Consider the following 18067-nt stretch of genomic DNA (forward strand, 5'->3'; position numbering starts at 1 on the left):
AAAAACCCGTCCCGCTCCCGCGTGACGCAACTTGCCTTTTTCTCCCGCTGGTCGCAAAAGGTTTGTAACAGATAATGGTATGTGTGATGAAAGAGACAGAAAAGAGAGACCAGAAATCTTATAATCCAAAAGGCGGCAGACCGCCCAAGAAAGTCAAACGCGAAAGTCAGCTGATGGTCAGACTGACGGAAACCGAACGGTTTCTGATCGAGACGAAAGCTCGAGAAGCAGGTATGAAACCCAGCGCATGGTTTCGGCAGGCTGCTAAAAAAGCCAGGGTTATTGCCAGGCTAAAACCCGAGGATGCAGGACTGTTGAGAATGCTGGCCGGCATGGCAAACAACCTAAATCAACTTACACATCTGGCACATAAGGACGGGTTATTATCTGTTCAGAAAAAATGCCGGGAGCTGCTTTCTGATATTGACGATGTACTTAAAAAACTACAAGACGATGATCGGTAAGGTAACAGTCGGCAGCAGTTTTGCAGGGGTTGTCCGGTATGTCATTCAAAAACCGGAAGCCAGGTTTATCCATGCAGAGGGTATCAGAATGGAAAACGTTCAGACCGCAATTGATGATTTTAATATGCAGCGAAAATTAAACCCAGACCTCCGCCGGGCAGTCGGTCATGTGGCTCTGAGCTGGAGTAAAAATGACGCGGACAAATTAACGACTGAAATCATGATGCAGCGTGCAAAGGAGTATATGCAAAAGATGAAGATCAATTCAACCCAGTACCTGCTCGTCGAACACAAGGATAAAAACCATCCGCATGTACATTTGATTTATAACCGCGTCAACAACGAGGGCAAAACAATTTCTGACCGTTTTCAAAGAGGAAGAAATCAAAAGATTTGTAAAGAGATGACTTTGAAATACGGCTACTACCTGGGCAAAGACAAATCCCAGGTCAACCGTTTGCAGCTGACTGGTGCGGATAAGATCAAATATGAACTGTATGACGCCATCACGGCTGCCAGCCAAACGGCGCGAAACTGGAACGAACTGGAAGGAGCTCTGAAAAAGCAGGGAATCGGTTTGGTGCTTAAATACAAATCCGGAACTGAGCAGATCCAGGGGATCAGCTTCAGTAAGGGTGATGTAAAGATGAAAGGATCCAAAATCGACCGAAGCCTGAGCTACGGCAGACTGGATGAGAAAATTCGGCAGAACCAGAAACAATTGATTGTTGGCCAGGCTGCTTCGCTGGTCTCGGGGAAGCCAGGAATACAAAGTCAACTGCCTACTTTCCAGGGGCCAATCAGAAGAGTGGATACCGGAGATAATTTACTAAAAGACCTAATGAGTCCTTCCGAGTCGCATTCACAAACGGACCCGTATGAGCTCAGACAACGAAAAAGAAGAAAAAAATATAAAGGACAATCATTATGAAAAAGATAGAAGAACAACTTGATGCCATAGAAGAAGTGCTCACGCAGCTGGTCAGGAAAGTCTCTGCCGCCGAAGAACAGAACAAAAATCAGAAAGTTACGCCGGATGACAGCATCAGCATTATGCTGACTGAAATCAATACCCAATTAAAGAAACAGCCTTCAGGGCAGTTGTTAATCACTCAAATCAATGGCTTACAAAAAAGTATTGAATCCATTTCGCAGCAATCCCAGGTCAGGCACCACCATCATTTTGACCTGCAATCCAGGGGTTTTATTATTTCAGCAGCCATTCTATTGATTGTATCTGCTATTAGTGTCGGCATTGCCGTCACAAACAGCGACGAAAACAACCGGCTACATGCAATGGATGTCAAATACCGGATGGTACGGCAGGTCAATCCGGAAATTGCTGCCTGGACTGATAGTATATATTACCACAATCCGGAGCTGGCAGAACAGGAGACAGCAAAACGGGAAGCGCATGAGTTGGTAGTAAAGGATGCGGAAGCACTTTTAAAACAGAAGCAGCAGGAGACAAAAAATGCTCAGATTCTCCTCAAAAAGCTCAAAAAGGATTGATTTTGACTTTTGCTGCTCAATAATGCCTTTTATGGATCAAAATGGACGCGTTGGGCAGCAAAAGTTTATAAAGGTTCGTGTTTGGTAGGAAAAGTTAACTTTTGACCGGATTGACATTTTTTACAATTAAGGAGAGACCGTCCCAAAGCAGAATTCATTAATGCTGCCTATAATATACAGAGCCCGTCTTTGCTCGGTATATTCCAAATGCGAGCTTATCCACTCTTCCAGATATTGATTTTCAAGCATTATTTTAAATTGCTGTTGCAGATAGGATCTGACATCTTCGTCAGCAGAAGACATCTCCTGCCATAATGTTCTGCGGTGATTAAAAATGTAAACCAGGTCTTCAAAATCTGTACTGGTTCTGCCATCATTACCTCCTCTATTTTTAAATGCTTCAAGCTTGGTTGCAATAAAATATTCCGGCCTGAATATATTGATGTTATAGCCATCCCCCAGATCATATTTTACTGCTGTTTTAAAACCCTGGGGGTACCAAATATTGCTAAACCCGAGTATTTTATCATCGGTCGGCATAATATCTACGGTTATCCCCTGTATTTTATATCGGCATATCACTCCGGATTCAATATCGTTCACAAACTTTTTGGCTCTCAACTTTTCTTCCAAAGTGGCATAAGCCTTGTAATCTGTTAGCTCAATCAGAACGTCAACATCGTCTGTGGGGCGGATTTCTTCTGCGACACGCTGTACATATAGCGAAACCGTAGCTCCTCCAACAAAAATTACTGAATCCTGCAGTTCTTCTAAAGCATCATAGACTGCTTTTATACGAAGTAGATTCTGTCTTTGACTCATTAAGGATTATCATTTTTAGTTGCTCCAGGGCCATTTTTTTCTCCCTTGAGCGCCCGACTCTCAGAATATCTATACTTGCTAGTAACTTATAAAGTAATTCGTCCTCCAACACGGCTTGGGGAACTCCCTTATGTAACGGTTCGATGGAAAGACCTCTCATTGATCCCTGTTCGCTCTTCCAAACGTAATCTACCGTGCCTGAAAATTGTAGTTTATAAAACGGATGTGAATAGGCGGTGGGTATACCTGTAATAATTTGCCCTGGTACTACAGGAAATACGTATGAAAGGCCAAATTCTATGAATTCCATTAGGCCATTTAAGCGTAGGTTCTTCTTGCTGTCATCAATAAGTCCTGCTATATGACTTCTGTTGAGTGATTCAGAAACCTCAGAAACACTCATATATAGTTTAGCTGACAGATCCCTGTACTGCCATGCAGTACCTCTCAGACTTATAATTTTAAGCAAGATTACTACATCCAAAGGACGCATTCCGTTGTGTGCTTTCATAGTACAAATATACAAATTTGTTTGCTGTTCGCGATTTGCGAACAGCAAACAATAAAAGTACAAAAATAAGATTGGTTAGCAATCCTAACGAAACCGTAATATTAGATATTCTTGTTCTGACTATTCAACAACTTTTGCAGCAGTTCATTTTTATCTTGCTCTGCTTTTAGAAGACGCTCATAAAGCTTTTTATTTTCTTCTAACGCTTCAACCCACTTATCCAGCGGATTAAACGTGCAGTTATAATTTACAGTTGGGCCAGCATGGACAATTGAGTTATCATAATTATTCTGAATGTTATTGATCGCTGTTTCTTCGTCAAAATTCTTAATGGCATCGGCAGGAACCTTTAATATCTTAGCTACCTGATCTAAAATATCCTGTTCAATAGTCTCTTTCTGTTCCAGAAGTGACACTCGTTTTTGTGTCCAATCCTCACCCAACTCATACGCAAGGCCCTCCTGCTTGATTCCCAGCATTTCCCGGAAACGCTTTACGTTTCTGCCTTGGTGTATGTTTTTGGCCATATCAGATGATGAGCTCATGTCGTAAATATAATGCTAATAGATTGGTATAAAGTTCTAAAATAGTCGTTTCTGGCTAAAATTCCCAATTTCAGAATTTTTTAGAAACCAGATTTAGCTCAATTTCCGGAATGATTTATCATAAATGACAGAGTTATGAGATTCATTTCAGAAGATCACGCAGACGTTCGCCCGCTTTGGATGTCACCACAGGAAATCAATGATCCATCGGAATTCATTCGTCAGTTTTGCAGCTTGCACAGCATCGCTGATTGCAGATTTTTTCTTTGGCAAATGTTAAGCAATTCGGTTTCAGCTAAAAACACGGATGCAAACGCATCTGCCGGAGAACAAGTTTACTTTTTTGAAAACCTGATGCCTTTTATTGAGGCAGTCTTCTTATTGCAGCATACTGATGTGGAACAGATTGTGGGCGCAAACACCGAAAATAAGGCCTCCCATGAAAATATCGAGAGTTCAGTACCAAATAAAAACTCCACTGCAAGCGCTTTCGACTATTCTCCATTAACCGACCACTCCCAAAAGAGTAAACTCAAAAAGAAACATAAAAAGCTAAAAAACCACTCGGTTTGGTACAGGGAGAGGATAAAAGACCCTTTTCAGGTTATCTGCAGTTTCTTCGACTATTCTTCATTAATGAGTTTCAAGATTAATTTATATGAAATATTGAAAGTAACATCCGAGGATCATTTCTATCAGAAAGGAAGCCCAAATAGTGTTTCACACCATCTCGAAAGGCTTGAGTCTATCATCAATGTGGCCTATCTTATGAATGAAGAAGACTTGGTCTACACAGATATAAATTCCAAATCAGAAGATCAGCAATTATTTCCCGTTACTCACGAAATGTTTCACTCCCTGTTAACAAAAGAAGAAATAATAAATCCACACAAAGTACTTACGTCCTTTTTCGAATACAAACCCATGAAAGAGTGGAAGAAGGCTTTAATCGAAATCAATGATTTCGCATTGAGCAAACATCCTGCCCATGAATGGGGTGTTTGGATTGATATACTTCCGGTTTTTGTATATTCAGTTAAGCTAGCGGAAGCTTTGTATCTGATTGGCCGCAGCCGGGAAGAGTAAGATGCATAAGGGTGTCAAAACTGTTCTACCATTGCAAATCCAGATTGGTCAGGCGGATGCTCATTGCTAGTTTGCTGACATTGAATTGCTGAGCAAGACTCTCTACGATGTCGAAATCTTCCCTACGCGTAATTCCTAACAGGTAGATTTCATTAGCTGCTTGAATTACCAAATCGCGAGGCATCAGAATCGCGGCCGCAAAAGCATTGGCTTCCCGTTCCTGGACATCTTCGCCAGTAGAGGATTTCGAATCCCGAAAAAACGTGTAGTATTTTTCTGGTGTGTCAACGAAGACGCCTTGACGTTCGTGTTTAAGTTGCAGATGCCCAAGCTCGTGGGCGATCGTAAATCGTTGACGAAGAGGGCCGTTATCTTTCGCATATCCGATTTTGGCACTGCGTCCATCGGTAAGTAAGACGCCGGAGACATCATCGCCGAAGTCATACTCAGATAAACCAACACCCATGAGGCCAACAACGCGCTTGATGTCGATTCCTTTTTGATTTATCAATTCGTTCACGCTCTTAGGGTATAACCCAAGGTCTTCTAGTAGGCTACCTGCAATTTCTTCGATTTGCTTTTGACGTTTCTTATTCATGAACCTTTTTCATTTTTGAAGTCATTATAGAACAATGCAACCTTTTCAATTCCTTCAGAAGAAACACCTTCAGGAATAAACTCTTCCAATCTCGAATCTCCTTTATATTCCTTTTCACTCGGGATTAGATCGTGTATTCCTACTTCAAGAGCCTTCGCCAGATCAAGTAGAATATGAACCGGCGGATGCTGCTTTCCCTGTTCAATGTTAACCACAGACGTTCGGGTTAGCGAAATAAGAGTAGCCAATTGCTCCTGGGTGAGTTTCATCTTAGATCTGATTCTCTTAACGTTCCTGCCTAAAATATCGTACAAAACGTCTTTTTGTCGATCTGTCATTTTTAATAAGTTTCAATATGCTGGATTCGTATATCTTCGGATACATATAAAAGTACAACTATATGCGTACAGACTGAATTCTACAAGTCAAAGATAAGAACATTTTACCAATAGTCAATTTGATTGACGTTAGTAATATTGACTATTTTTTTTTATTGTTAAAATGAACTATTGACAATGGCTATTTGTTGGAACTGAAACCTTAATACAATTCACTATGTCTAAAAAGAATCAACATGTAGTTCCCCGCGGAGATGGGTGGGCTGTGGTCGGTGCTGGTAATGAGCGAGCTACTAGACTCGTCGATACCCAGCGTGAAGCAATTAACATTGCAACGGATATTGCCAGAAATCAGCAATCTGAATTGATCGTTCACGGGTCTGATGCGAAAATCAGTTGGCGAAATTCGTATGGTAATGATCCCTATCCACCGAAAGGATAATTAAAAGCGGGCCGGAGCATGCTCCGGCCTAAAAAATTTCAGAGCAATTAAGAAGTAATTCGAATAGTAAATGCAAATTAAGGAGAAGATCGAGATGCTTCGTCATGTAATGGATCGATACGACCATTATTACGACAGCGTCAACAACAAGGGTAATCTGTACCTAACCCTGAATACATTTCTGCTGGGCGGGATTATCACTGGATATTATGCAATCAAAAGCGACGTTCAAGAGCAGTTTGACGTACTGTACTTTATATGGACAGCACTGATCCTGTGCCTTGGAAGCATTGCTTACACACTATTGGCGATCATTCCTTTTATCAGTAGGGAATCTGATCCTGTTAATGGGTCGTTAATAAATTTTAACAACGTGGCCAATATTTCACAGTCAAGCTTTAAAACGCAGCTTGACTCTCTAACCGAGATACGTTGCTACGAAGATTATGTATCGCAGGTAAAAGCCTTGGCAATAGGGCTTAACAGAAAGTTCTCCCGACTTCGGATCGCCACTTATTTACTAGCTGGTTGCTTCGCCTGTATAGTCGTGATTGGTGTCAAAATTCTTCAATAGTTATTAACTCACTAATTTTAAGTACATCAATGGAAATATATAAAAGCTACCTGGATAATATCAGGGCGGCACTTGCAAATGAAATCCAACTGTCGGCACCAGAAGTTATGTTTAACGAAGACAGGAAAAGGAGTTTGTTGGAGGAGCAGAAACAATTACTTAAAAAAACCAAGAATGCCCAACCGTTACCCAGCCTGCAGGATCTCTCAAGCGACTGGGGATTGCGACCAGCGCTCAATCAGAAGCTTGGTTTGCATCCCGACTTCCAACATTTGAAGTATGAAAACGGAGTTGAATATCATTATATCCATTCGATGTTTATCGACATCAAGGGTTCGACTAATTTGTTTAAGTATTATTCCCCGCTGGTGGTTGCCATCGTTACTAATACGATCCAGATTGCTGCGATACACACCTGTATGGTATTCGGCGGGTATATCCAACGTCTGCATGGAGATGGGACTTTGGTCTACTTCGGTGGCAAGCAGCAGACTAGATCCGACAGTGTTCAAAGGTGCCTAAGTGCGGCAAGTCTTTTCACGCACTTCATGAAAACAGATATTAAGTCTTTTTTTGAATCCAGGGGAATAAAGCCAATATACACTCGTATCGGAATTGACTATGGTAACGACGATGATGTATTATGGATGTTAGCTGGAGCAGGCGAGGCCAGTGAAGTCACAACTTGCAGTCTGCACACCAGTTTGGCCCCGAAAATGCAGGCCAACGCGAAGGGTAACGGTATAGTTGTTGGGGACAACGTTGTTGGTCTATTTCCCAGTGAGTTTTACTCACCTGTAGCTGCAAGGCTTGGTGAGGAACACCGATACATTTTTCGCAACCAAGCTAAGAACTTTAATTATACTCAATACGATTTCGACTGGGAGACATATCTTGTGCAAAATGAGCATATTGCGACGAATCACTTCAATGGTACAATCCACATAAAGCCTAGACAGGTGAAGGTCGTTCAGCCAACAACGGGGTTAGCGTCAATAGCTGCTGTAAGTAATCCGTACTATGGCAACCAGGTTGGATAAGGAGGCGACGCAAGACTTCGCGGAGGTGAGACGCCATTTTCCAAAGCTGCTAACAATTGCTTTGGAAAGCGGCAATGTGCTTTTTGAAGGCGATATAGACATCTTTGATCAGCAGGGCGTTTACTGGAATACGTACAATATCAGGATTACAGTTCCAACGCAATACCCCCGCGGGGTTCCAGAATTGCATGAGGTGAGCCAACTCATCGAGAGAGTAATAGACCGGCATATTGACAAGGATGGTTGGTGCTGTGTCGGAGTATCACATGAGCTTTTTATTCGCGCCCATCGGGATTTTCGAATTATTGACTTTTTGAGCGAATATGCTTACCCGTATTTGGCTAACCAGTCATATTTTATGGTAGAGGGACATTTTGCTGGCTTCGAATACAAGCACGGCTTTGGCGGAGTGATTCAATTCTATCAGAAATTGTTTAAGACGCAGGATTTTGAGTTGATTTCCAAGTTTATTGACAGCTTCTTGCACACACGTTTGCCTCGATACAGAGATATGTGCTGGTGCGGATCAGGCCGCAAGTACAGAAAATGCCATTTGTTGGTGATCAATGAGTTAAAGAAAATTTCCAAAACCCAGCTTAAAAGTGACCTGAGCAACTTTCAGTTGATTCAAACGCCTCAAGTTCCTTTTTTCAAGCAATTCCGGAGAGGAATGACTTCAATTGTCGCGGGCAGCTGAATACAGCTGTTGGATATTAAGATAATGGGTACCGTAGGGGCCGGTTCCAGCAATGCCGTATTGCCCGCTTTAATTTGTGGCATTTTTACAGCGTATTTACCTCTTAGTGCTTCGCACGATTCTGAAATAAACATGATGATGATCGATTTAATAAATAATGAAGAGCCCTTTAAAGCCTTTGCTTTATTGGCTGACATTAATTCTTACACCAAAATTGTAGCAGTTTCTGAAGCACAAAATAATCGTGTTGCAAAGTACATATCAGATATACTTATCGGAGGGGTAATGGCGGTGGAAAAAAATAACGGGCTTGTGGTGGGGTTCGCTGGTGATCAGTTTTTAGCCTTGTTCAAAACGGTTGAAGAAGTCTATATGTCAGTGCATGCCTTAGCTAAAGACTTGGATGAGATATGTGAGTACATCGCTGGAACAGACTCATTCATTCATGTTGACAACGGTATAAAAATAAAGGTAGCAATAGAATTTGGCCAGATTGATCTGACTTCAATAAGTACAAAGTTTCTTGGTACGCAGAAACTCTTTGCTGGTTCAACGATCAATTATGCAAGCCGAATTTTGAATGCTGGTGAAGGAAATCGATGCAATGTGGGGCCGAGCGCATATAAAAAGGGTCTTAGCCAATATATTGATTCTGATCGACGGATCTTTGAAGCTAAGGATAAAATACCATACGAGTATTATAATCTTGACTTCGATGGTGTTTGGCGCAATGACCACATGGAGAGCTATTGGGGCTAAACACTGCATATTCAGGCCAAGAGTATAGTACTAAAAGAAGGCGTCTAGGTAACACTTGTGAAAGCTTTAACGATTATTTCCAGTTTGATGAGCAACGATATCGGACGGTCGCCTCAATAATGAAGTTTGAAATTCAGCTAGATAAAATGTTGCAGTCGGGATCTTTCTTTTGAAATATAAATGCTAATAAGAAAGGCATCTTCGCAATTCATTACAGCTGGTTTAGTGAGTATGCATACGTTATTGCTCGAATAAGATAAAACGAAGAAATCTTCATCTGTTCAAATAAAATTCGCTATGATGGGTGCTGCGCATATCAGTCAGAGCTTATGCAATCATCTTTGTGCTTATGGAGGCAGTAGGGTAGTTCAAACGATCATCTTACTTTAGTAAGAATATGCGTTAGAGGAAATAGTTCACTATGGAGATGATGAACACTTTTTATCTTCAGATAAATATGTATCAATAGGTAAAAATTGGCGGTCACATTAAATAGATGTGAATAGTATACTAGTTTTAATTTGCACAGTTATGAATTTTTATTCAGGGTATCCAAAAGTTTCGAAATACGAAAGGTCGCCAAGTTCATTGAGTGGCTTGGCTTCTAACTTCCTTTTCCATAAAGAACTGTTACAGCGGTTTAGTGTTCAACTATTTCTGGATGATATTCATTTGAAAGAACTAATGGAATATTCAATAGGACTTGTCGGCGCAATCATTGATAGCGATTGGAAAGGAGAAACACTATCGGGCGCCGATGGCGCTGACATTGATGTTTTTGTCAATGAGTTTAATTCTGTTGCATCGCAATTCAGAAGTTCTGTGGCAAACGTAGATTCAATAGTGGAGAAATTGAATAAGGATGAGGCAAGATCCAGGCATAGTTCAATTGAAAAGGAGTTTTTGGAACAGTTGGATGAAGAATCAGCAAAATCAATACGAGCTAGATTGAACGCTTTAGTGCCGAAGCTTATCCTATTTTTAGAAGTATTGATTGGGAAAAATGTCACTAAGAACCTTGTCAATTACAATGCAAAAATTGATGGATATTTAAGGAAAGTTAAAGATATCGACGAATTGATTGTCAAGGTCAAAGCGTCGTTGGACGAAGTAGGTATGTTACCGACTTTTCAGGGGATAAGAAATTATGCCGGACTTTTTAGCGCAGAATCAAAAAGATTTAAAGACCAGGCAAGGTGGTGGCTTATCGGCATTATAGTTGTTCTTACACTAATAACACTGTTCGCAGGTATGAACTTCTACATGGTGTATATGGGAATGTTACCTAACGTTAATACAAACGATATTATTCAAATGAGTCTAAGTAAGCTATTGATTCTTACAACATTATTGTACTTTTTGGGTTTGAGCTCGAAGAACTACAAGTCATGTAAGCACAATGAAGTCTTGAACAGACACCGAGAGACAGCCTTAGTTTCATTTCAAGCATTTGTGAATTCACCTTCTGCCGATGATCAAACGAAAAATGCAGTTTTGATAGAGGCGACCCGTGCAATATTTAATAGTCAGCAAACTGGTTACGTTGCGGGTGAAACAGAGGAGTCACCACACAAAATTGTGGAAATATTTAAATCTTTCCAAGGTAAGTAGACCGCTTCATCATCTCCATTTTATTAACGCTTCTCAAGTTTTAAATCTTATTGGCCAAATAGAAGGAAACACCTTTACGATTATTATTAAATACTGAGTTACGGCCGCCTGTAAATTAAACACGACTTTCCTTAAAGTTTAAATCATTTCTTTATTAAATAAATCTGTTACGCTCAATTGCCTCTCAAAAACTAACCAGCCGTATATTTACCAGTCAATACAAACGAAAGTTACGAAGTGAAAAACGACGGCTTCAAGCCTTCAATTCGTTATTCGGCTATTTACTGCGGCTTGCGGCCGCTCCTTAAACCGCCGCCTGAGCCTTAACCCCGTAGAGATAAACCCCGTCATTTTTCATTCGAGTAGTACATACGATTGCCCTTTGGCGCAAAGCCGGGGCTTAGCCAAATCAAATGTCTTTTACGGATGAAAATGTGTAAAACACACCAAAGATTTATGTAGGCACTTACGGGATGTATAATGCCGGACCACTTTTCGGAAAATAGTTTGATTTATCAGACTATTCAGATGCAAAGGAATTTTATATAGACTGTTATGAATATCAGCGCAATGAATTTAAGAGCAGCTGCTTTCGCCCAAAGATTATGTTCCAATAATATGAATATATTCCATCTTTTTTGATCTAGGAAGTAGTTACATCAGGACACATTCAAATACGTCGAAGTAGTTTCTGAAATGGATGATGACAGAGCGGAAGGTTTTGAACAAGACCTATCAGGGATACTTAGGAGGAGCTATGAAAGATCCGAAAACAGAGTTTACTTACCAGTATGTCGAGTACACCGGAATGCTACCAGGAGCCCTTTAAATTCATGAAAGATGTTTTGACTACAAAGCCTTCGGAAGAGATTTATTTTTTTAAGAGTTATACCGAAATCAATGGGTTTGTCTTTATCAATCGATAAACACTTAAAACATTATGGACACTTGCAATAAATGTGAGTATTCCTCAAGTTACAGACTCAGCACACTGCTAGTAATTCCGCACTTCAAAAATTATTGCAAGCTTTATTGTAAGTAGGCCCACCTAGAATCGAACTAAACACCTACTGATTATGAGGCGTATTATGATTACTGGTAATTGTAAAAGCGAGCTAATCTTTACCGTTATCAGTGAAGATTTAGAACCTCACTAAACAATTAAACGTAAAAAATACAAAACTAGGAATAACAAGAGCAATAGAACCTAAAACAAACTCAATAATAATGTTCGACCAATGTTCGACCAAATAAAAAAGCCACTTACAAATAACTTGCAAGTGGCTGATAATTAGGTGGAGAATATGGGATTCGAACCCATGACCTCTTGCATGCCATGCAAGCACTCTAGCCAACTGAGCTAATCCCCCATTTTCAAAATCAGAGTTTAATCTACCCCTCCGACTTTTGGAAGGAGTGCAAAGATGAAGCAGAGAAACTTTATAAACAAGCTTCGACACTAAATTTTTAAGATTACGATCTTAGCAAGAATGTAAAACACAAAAAAACGGAGCAACTTTTTACAGAAACTCCGTCTCTTATCTATTTGATTAGCTTGTCAGTTTCTGTTTCCACCGCCAAAGGCTTTTGAAAGTGCCCAGATTACGACAGCGATAATACCTACCACCAAAATAACGCCGGTCCACACGCCGCCTTTGAATATACCGCCGGCGAGTTCACAGCTTGTAAGACTGAATGCAAAAAAGAAGATGAAAATATAGGTGAGGAACGCTTTCATAGTAAGAACGATTTTAGTTAAAAAAAAAGAATTTATCCTTTGCTTAAAACAATCATTCCACCACGAAGAATTACCCAGACTAAACCGAAACATAAAGATCTTTGGGTATCAGCTTTTGCTGATCATTCTGAAGTAGTAACTCAAAAAGCTTTACTGTTGCAGCTGCGTCACCATGTGCACGGTGCCTGTTCTCAACGAGAATTTCCAGACTCTCACAAAGGTTACCCAAACTGTAAGATTTGTATCCCGGAAATATTTTTCTGCTAAGCTGAACAGTACACAATGTATCCCGCTGATAGTACTCTTCCATTGCTCCAAATTCTCTTTTAATAAAGCCATAATCGAACTTGGCATTATGCGCTACAAACCAGGCGTCCTTCGTCAATGCCCTGACAGAATCCTGTATATCATAAAAAGTGGGCGAATCCTGCACCATTGCATTATCAATGCCGGTTAGACGGGTGATGAACGGAGGGATATAAATTCCAGGATTTACAAGTGAATGAAAAAAATCAACGATCTGATTCCCATCATGGCGAAAAACAGCTATTTCAGTTATACGCGCAGCTCCTCCCCCTCCTGTTGTCTCGATATCAACAATGGCGTACATTAATTTTTCAATGTCATTTTAAATAAAAAACTTTTAGTGCAGGCTTTCCTGCTGTCAATTGATATACAAAAAAACAAAAAAATCCTCGCCTTAGCGAGGATTCACACAAATAATAGAAGGCATTTACTAATATTTTTTTGCTTAATTCATCTGAAACATAATTGGTAAAGTAAAGCGAACCCTTACCGGCACACCGGCTTGTTTTCCCGGTTTCCATTCCGGCATTAGCTTCACCACTCTGATCGCTTCTTCATCACACCCAAATCCGATGCCTTTAACCGACTTTACGTTTTCTATCTTCCCATCGGCTCCCACAGTAAATTCGAGAAAAACCCTGCCCTGAATATTTGCCTTGATCGCCTCAGAAGGATATCTCAGGTGTTTTTGCAAAAATGCACCCATAGCTGCATTGCCTCCTGCGTATTCCGGCTTCTGGTCAACAGCAATATATTCTTTCACTTTTTCTGGTAACACTTCTGCGGCAATGCTGTTGCCTGGAATGTTACCAGCAGATGGTGCTGTTATAATATCTACATCTACCAATCCATCCTGGGTTTCCTGTCCGGCCTTTGCAGTTTCAAGCTCTTCGGTTAACGGCGGCGTATACTCAACATCAACATTTTCATCCGGAACAACCGTTGGAATCACACTTCTTATTGTTTTTTCAACAGGCCTTGGCTCTTCTTTCACCGGCGGTGGAACCGGTTTTACATCAGGACGAATCTCCGCATCTGTAAACTCAACCACATACGCGATATCCTCAGGCTTCGCCTCCGGGACCAGTCTGGCGTACAGATTAGGAAGCAGAACCATACCTAAAAACAAAGTAACTCCCAGTAAAACAGACCTCTGCATAGTTTGCCCATACCCTTTTCTCAGTGCATAAGCACCGTAAAGTTTGTTACGGCCTTCAAAAACGATGTCATCTAATGATTTTCCCATGGCTAACAGATGTTTATGATCAACACTCAAATTAAGGAGAGTCTGCGTATCAGCGGTTTCAACGATTCCGTTGAAAGCCTGCTCAAACGATTTCCCGTCCCAAAGTCGTTCTTCTGCTTCACAGGCCAAATGATCCAGTATTTCCGGAAGCAATTCCGGATTCAGTTTATTGGCAAGCAAATATGTGCTTAACTGTTCGATACGATTTTTCTGAAGGCGTTTCATCTGATCTTCTGTTTAGAAATTGGCCATGGTACTCATTTATTCTGCTGCTAACCGGGGTGCAAGCAATAACCTCACCGCATCGATAAAACGCTCTAAATCATTGGTTTTATTACGTGCTGCTTCATTTCCGGGGGTTGTCAGTGAATAGTATTTTCTTAATCTTCCGTCCACTTCAACCGACTCAGTCAAAAGCATACCTTCCTGTTCGAGTTTATGTAAAACCGGATAAAGTGCTCCAAAAGTCAGTGCAATAGCGCCACCTGTGCGTTCTTTTACTTCCTGAGTAATTTCGTAACCATACATGCGATCATGCTCTGCCAGTAAATTCAGTACGATTGTCTTAAGCGTACCCCTCACATATTCATTACTCGTTGCGTTGTTCTCCATAATTCAATTTGATCTTTACAAATATATATAAGTTTTTTATATATACAATACAAAAGTAAAATATTTCTTTCGTTCAGGCAATTATTTTTACCAAAGAATCTTTTCCGGATTTCACTCCTCTGCCAGCGGGATGGACCTGTTTATTCTTTCTTCAAGTGAGATGAAGGTTTCAGTTCTTTGTATACCATTCACCTTCTGTATTTTATCATGAAGAATTTCCCTAAGGTGGCCGGTATCGCGGCAGACAATTTTTATGAAAATACTGTATATACCCGTTGTGTAATGAATGTTCACAACTTCCGGAATGCTTTCCAGTTCGGTGGCTACCTGTTCATACAAAGAACTTTTATCGAGGTAAATCCCCAGAAAAGCACTGATATCCCATCCAAGTTTGGCCGGATCGATCACCAGCTGGGAGCCTTTCACGATGCCCATCTGTTCGAGTTTTTTCATACGTACATGAACTGTACCGCCTGAAACAAACACACGTTTTCCAATTTCGGTATAGGCAAGCGCTGCGTTTTCTATTAATAAGGACAGAATCCGAAGATCCGTACTATCAATGTCTGAATATTTTAGCATTTATCTACAAATCGTTAGGTTTTTCGCAACATTATGGCTCAATTTATGAAAAAATGATAAATTTTACGAAATTTTTATGAAAAAATTTTATATTTAAAGTCTTTCGAATTAGTTTTGCAGAGTCAATTTAACAAGCTTTTAAAGTTAAAAGTAACGAATTGAAAAAATATCACATTGTAGGGTGATGAAACTGGCAGCCATGCCCTCCTGTCTCGGGGGTGGTGAATAAGGGATAAACGCGGCATAATGCCGACGCAAGTCGACTGGGGTGGACCACCAAATCAGTATTTGTACCGTAGCTAACCGCACCGTGGGTGGTTCGAATCCCCCTCCTACAGCAAAAAAAACTTGACAAGCGAATATTTTCGTAGTAGTTTTATTTGGTTTTTAGTTTGTTGATGAAGTGTAATTTGACACGCGGGTTCATTTTGAAACCTGCGTGTTTTTCTTTTTTATATACAATTTGCTGATTTATTGATAGTTAACAGATAATTTTTAGCAGATATCAACCATTGTCATCTCAAATATTATTCAGCAGATTGAATTTTAGAATAGAATTTATGCCCTTTACCGTTAGCGCAAAGCAGAGTTCGCCGGAAAAAATAATAAATAAATCTCCCTTTCTGTTAAAATCACCAACAGCCTCGTAATTTTGTGCATCAATCAGATAACCGGCAGCAGGTTATCGGCTTAATTTACTACATGAAGAAAATTCGTAATTTTTGTATCATCGCCCATATCGATCATGGGAAAAGCACACTGGCAGACCGTTTATTAGAATTTACCAAAACGGTTACTCAGCGCGAAATGCAGGCACAGCTTCTTGACAATATGGATCTTGAACGCGAACGCGGGATCACGATCAAAAGCCACGCCATTCAAATGAACTATCTTTATAAAGGAGAAGAATATATACTGAACCTGATTGACACTCCCGGCCACGTCGATTTCTCCTACGAGGTTTCCCGCTCCATTGCGGCTTGCGAAGGCGCTCTTCTTCTTGTGGATGCTTCGCAGGGAACCGAAGCTCAAACAATTTCAAATCTTTACCTGGCAATTAATCACGATCTGGTTATCATTCCGGTTTTGAATAAAATTGATCTTCCGGGTGCAAGACCTGAGGAGATTAAGGATGAAATGGTAGATCTGCTCGACTGCAAGAGAGAAGACATTATTCCGGCAAGTGGAAAAGAAGGGATTGGAATTGAAGAGATTTTAAGTGCTATCATTGAAAGAATTCCCGCTCCGGTAGGTGATCCTGAGGCTCCGCTGCAGGCACTTATTTTTGATTCGGTGTTCAATTCATACAGAGGTATTGAAGTAATTTTCCGTGTTAAAAACGGAAGTATTAAAAAAGGTGACCGGGTTAAATTCATGGCTACCGGAAAAGAATACAATGCGGACGAAATTGGGACGCTTGGATTGGTACAAATACCAAAACAGGTTGTTGAGTGTGGGGATGTAGGTTATCTGATTTCTGGTATCAAGGTTGCCAAAGAAGTTAAAGTTGGTGACACTTTCACCCATTTACACCGTCCTGCTAGTGAAGGAATTGTTGGATTCTCTGAAGTGAAACCGATGGTTTTTGCCGGTATCTATCCGGTTGATACCACCGAATTTGAAGAACTTCGGGAAGCGATGGAAAAACTTCAGCTGAACGACGCTGCGCTTGTTTGGGAGCCGGAAACTTCTGCCGCACTAGGGTTTGGTTTCCGTTGCGGTTTCCTGGGTATGTTACACATGGAAATTGTGCAGGAAAGGCTGGAAAGAGAATTTAACATGACAGTTATCACAACTGTTCCTTCTGTTCAGTTCAGGATTCTGAATACAAAAGGTAAGTTGCTCAATATTAGCGCTCCCTCGGAAATGCCTGATGCCACAACCATCGAAACAATCGAGGAACCATTTATTAACGCACAGATTATCACCAAGGCAGATTACATCGGCCCGATTCTGAATCTTTGTATGGACAAACGGGGTATCCTGAAAAATCAGGTTTACCTTACTGCTGACCGTGTTGAGCTGCAGTTTAAAATGCCGCTTGCCGAAGTTGTATTTGACTTTTTTGATAAATTAAAAACAATCTCCCGCGGTTACGCTTCACTTGATTACGAACTGGCAGGATACCAGGAATCGGACATGGTGAAACTTGACGTGATGTTAAACGGGGAGCCCGTGGATGCGCTTTCAGCAATTGTTCACCGTTCGAAATCTTACGAATGGGGTAAAAAACTTTGCGAAAAGCTGCGCGAACTGATTCCGCGCCAGATGTTTGAAATTGCCATACAGGCAGCTATCGGCCAAAAAATTATTGCCCGTGAAACTGTTAAGGCAATGCGTAAAGACGTACTTGCAAAATGTTATGGAGGTGATATTTCCCGAAAAAGGAAACTGCTTGAGAAACAGAAAAAAGGTAAAAAACGAATGAGACAGGTGGGAAATGTTGAAATTCCACAGGAAGCATTTATGGCGGTGTTGAAGATCAACTAATAGTTTTTGGCACACATTCAATCCTAATTAACTGTTTTACAAACAATTTACAACAGACGAGTATTCTTTCCAGGCACTTTTGCTAATTAAAGGG

Annotated in this window: 21 protein-coding genes and 1 tRNA gene; 11 read left to right on the forward strand and 11 right to left on the reverse strand. The window is 40.7% G+C overall.

All coding sequences use genetic code 11. From position 1 onward, the window contains the following. Positions 1-86: 86 nt before the first annotated feature. From E0F88_RS08815 to E0F88_RS08825, 3 genes are read left to right on the forward strand one after another with little or no spacing between them, the layout of a single operon-like run. A complete protein-coding gene (locus E0F88_RS08815) occupies positions 87-464 on the forward strand; it encodes a plasmid mobilization protein (RefSeq protein WP_165940023.1) in 378 nt (125 codons plus the stop codon). Further along, the gene (locus tag E0F88_RS08820) at positions 454-1395 is read left to right on the forward strand and encodes a relaxase/mobilization nuclease domain-containing protein (protein WP_131957876.1); all 942 of its coding nucleotides are present in this window, start codon (positions 454-456) and stop codon (positions 1393-1395) included. The genes E0F88_RS08815 and E0F88_RS08820 overlap by 11 nt, the downstream gene beginning before the upstream one ends. Further along, a complete protein-coding gene (locus tag E0F88_RS08825) occupies positions 1392-1976 on the forward strand; it encodes a hypothetical protein (protein ID WP_131957877.1) in 585 nt (194 codons plus the stop codon). Before E0F88_RS08820 ends, E0F88_RS08825 begins: the two co-directional genes overlap by 4 nt. 126 nt (positions 1977-2102) lie before the next feature. Here the strand turns inward: E0F88_RS08825 and E0F88_RS08830 are convergent, their stop codons facing one another. The 3 genes from E0F88_RS08830 to E0F88_RS08840 all read right to left on the reverse strand — a co-directional run bounded on the left by E0F88_RS08830 (position 2103) and on the right by E0F88_RS08840 (position 3836). After that, positions 2103-2798 carry a nucleotidyl transferase AbiEii/AbiGii toxin family protein gene (locus E0F88_RS08830; RefSeq protein ID WP_131957878.1) on the reverse strand — a complete coding sequence of 232 codons (696 nt, stop codon included), beginning with the start codon at positions 2796-2798 and terminating at the stop codon, positions 2103-2105. After that, complete coding sequence (locus E0F88_RS08835; RefSeq protein ID WP_229213708.1) at positions 2755-3309, reverse strand: hypothetical protein; 555 nt, start codon at positions 3307-3309, stop codon at positions 2755-2757. The genes E0F88_RS08830 and E0F88_RS08835 overlap by 44 nt, the downstream gene beginning before the upstream one ends. Before the next feature lie 101 nt (positions 3310-3410). Then, positions 3411-3836: a helix-turn-helix domain-containing protein gene (locus tag E0F88_RS08840; RefSeq protein ID WP_229213709.1), complete on the reverse strand. Its 426-nt coding sequence runs from the start codon at positions 3834-3836 to the stop codon at positions 3411-3413. Between the two features lie 153 nt (positions 3837-3989). Between E0F88_RS08840 and E0F88_RS08845 the strand changes: the two genes are divergently transcribed. Next, positions 3990-4940, forward strand: coding sequence for a hypothetical protein (locus E0F88_RS08845; RefSeq protein WP_131957880.1), 951 nt, complete (start codon positions 3990-3992; stop codon positions 4938-4940). 25 nt (positions 4941-4965) lie between these two features. On the opposite strand, the gene E0F88_RS08850 is transcribed toward E0F88_RS08845, so the two are convergent. Continuing rightward, on the reverse strand, positions 4966-5538 hold the full coding sequence (locus E0F88_RS08850) for an ImmA/IrrE family metallo-endopeptidase (protein WP_131957881.1): 573 nt from the start codon (positions 5536-5538) through the stop codon (positions 4966-4968). Further along, entirely contained in the window at positions 5535-5876 is a 342-nt protein-coding gene (locus E0F88_RS08855; protein WP_131957882.1) for a helix-turn-helix transcriptional regulator, read from the reverse strand. The genes E0F88_RS08850 and E0F88_RS08855 overlap by 4 nt, the downstream gene beginning before the upstream one ends. A 217-nt stretch (positions 5877-6093) precedes the next feature. Here E0F88_RS08855 and E0F88_RS08860 point away from each other — a divergent pair, with 217 nt between their 5' ends. The 6 genes from E0F88_RS08860 (at position 6094) to E0F88_RS08885 (ending at position 10999) form a co-directional block, all read left to right on the forward strand. After that, positions 6094-6318 carry a DUF2188 domain-containing protein gene (locus E0F88_RS08860; RefSeq protein ID WP_131957883.1) on the forward strand — a complete coding sequence of 75 codons (225 nt, stop codon included), beginning with the start codon at positions 6094-6096 and terminating at the stop codon, positions 6316-6318. 70 nt (positions 6319-6388) lie between these two features. Beyond that, the gene (locus E0F88_RS08865; RefSeq protein ID WP_131957884.1) at positions 6389-6892 is read left to right on the forward strand and encodes a Pycsar system effector family protein; all 504 of its coding nucleotides are present in this window, start codon (positions 6389-6391) and stop codon (positions 6890-6892) included. 29 nt (positions 6893-6921) lie between these two features. Next, a complete protein-coding gene (locus tag E0F88_RS08870) occupies positions 6922-7932 on the forward strand; it encodes an adenylate/guanylate cyclase domain-containing protein (protein WP_131957885.1) in 1011 nt (336 codons plus the stop codon). Beyond that, complete coding sequence (locus tag E0F88_RS08875) at positions 7913-8629, forward strand: SEC-C domain-containing protein (RefSeq protein ID WP_131957886.1); 717 nt, start codon at positions 7913-7915, stop codon at positions 8627-8629. Before E0F88_RS08870 ends, E0F88_RS08875 begins: the two co-directional genes overlap by 20 nt. Positions 8630-8638: 9 nt before the next feature. After that, positions 8639-9388 carry an adenylate/guanylate cyclase domain-containing protein gene (locus tag E0F88_RS08880; RefSeq protein ID WP_131957887.1) on the forward strand — a complete coding sequence of 250 codons (750 nt, stop codon included), beginning with the start codon at positions 8639-8641 and terminating at the stop codon, positions 9386-9388. Between the two features lie 531 nt (positions 9389-9919). Next, on the forward strand, positions 9920-10999 hold the full coding sequence (locus tag E0F88_RS08885) for a DUF6161 domain-containing protein (RefSeq protein ID WP_131957888.1): 1080 nt from the start codon (positions 9920-9922) through the stop codon (positions 10997-10999). A gap of 1296 nt (positions 11000-12295) precedes the next feature. On the opposite strand, the gene E0F88_RS08895 is transcribed toward E0F88_RS08885, so the two are convergent. The 6 genes from E0F88_RS08895 to E0F88_RS08920 all read right to left on the reverse strand — a co-directional run bounded on the left by E0F88_RS08895 (position 12296) and on the right by E0F88_RS08920 (position 15483). After that, positions 12296-12369: transfer RNA gene (locus tag E0F88_RS08895), tRNA-Ala, on the reverse strand. 188 nt (positions 12370-12557) lie between these two features. Beyond that, entirely contained in the window at positions 12558-12737 is a 180-nt protein-coding gene (locus E0F88_RS08900) for a hypothetical protein (RefSeq protein ID WP_131957889.1), read from the reverse strand. Between the two features lie 79 nt (positions 12738-12816). Next, positions 12817-13347 (reverse strand): 3'-5' exonuclease, encoded by a 531-nt coding sequence (locus E0F88_RS08905; protein ID WP_131957890.1) that lies wholly within the window; start codon positions 13345-13347, stop codon positions 12817-12819. A 141-nt stretch (positions 13348-13488) separates the two neighbouring features. Continuing rightward, positions 13489-14514, reverse strand: coding sequence for an energy transducer TonB (locus E0F88_RS08910; RefSeq protein WP_131957891.1), 1026 nt, complete (start codon positions 14512-14514; stop codon positions 13489-13491). Between the two features lie 36 nt (positions 14515-14550). Next, entirely contained in the window at positions 14551-14901 is a 351-nt protein-coding gene (locus E0F88_RS08915) for a PadR family transcriptional regulator (protein WP_131957892.1), read from the reverse strand. 111 nt (positions 14902-15012) lie between these two features. Continuing rightward, positions 15013-15483, reverse strand: a complete 471-nt coding sequence (locus tag E0F88_RS08920; protein WP_131957893.1) for an Lrp/AsnC ligand binding domain-containing protein — start codon at positions 15481-15483, stop codon at positions 15013-15015. Positions 15484-16185: 702 nt separating this feature from the next. Here E0F88_RS08920 and lepA point away from each other — a divergent pair. Continuing rightward, the gene (gene lepA / locus E0F88_RS08925; RefSeq protein ID WP_131957894.1) at positions 16186-17973 is read left to right on the forward strand and encodes a translation elongation factor 4; all 1788 of its coding nucleotides are present in this window, start codon (positions 16186-16188) and stop codon (positions 17971-17973) included. The last annotated feature ends 94 nt before the right edge of the window (positions 17974-18067 follow it).

The organism is Dyadobacter psychrotolerans (genome assembly GCF_004349265.1).
Taxonomy (GTDB): domain Bacteria; phylum Bacteroidota; class Bacteroidia; order Cytophagales; family Spirosomataceae; genus Dyadobacter; species Dyadobacter psychrotolerans.